We start from the raw sequence: 441 nt of genomic DNA, 5'->3' as shown, positions 1-441 counted from the left end.
ATAGTTAGGGGTTCATGATGTATCTGAAAATTCAGGAGAAGTGATTTATGCAGCGACTTTAGCCGTTAAGTTTGGTTTAACCGTAGATGATTTAAAAGAAATCCTTGCACCATATTTAACAATGGCAGAAGGATTGAAATTAGCTGCCCTGACGTTTGATAAAGATGTTTCAAAATTATCTTGTTGTGCGGGATAACAACACAATGAATCCACCGTTTGGTTAAGACGGTGGATTCTTTCAACCTTGGACAAGGTACGCGGTTTCATTAGATAGAAATAAGGCAAACGTATTATAGAGTCAATTCTGCGAGGAGGTTAATGATGATAAAGAAATACGATCTTATTGTGATTGGTACAGGTTCTGCGGGTTCAATCACAGCAGCAAAATGTAATAAAGCCGGCTGGAATGTAGCTATGGTAGATGACAGGCCGTTTGGAGGC

The 441-nt window shown here is 39.2% G+C and carries 1 protein-coding gene and 1 pseudogene; both read left to right on the top strand.

What is annotated here, in order from left to right:
* Positions 1 to 4: 4 nt before the first annotated feature.
* Positions 5 to 196 (top strand): annotated as a pseudogene (locus tag ACF91D_RS31985) (mercury(II) reductase); the annotation flags it as partial.
* A 125-nt stretch (positions 197 to 321) separates the two neighbouring features.
* A partial coding sequence (locus ACF91D_RS31980) for an FAD-binding protein (protein ID WP_392438736.1) occupies positions 322 to 441 on the top strand: 120 nt, incomplete at its 3' end.

Source organism: Staphylococcus sp. 231237_7MaSpsaltlick (assembly GCF_043107035.1).
Note: the sequence above shows the minus strand (reverse complement) of the source record. Positions and strands in the feature narration are given on the sequence as shown.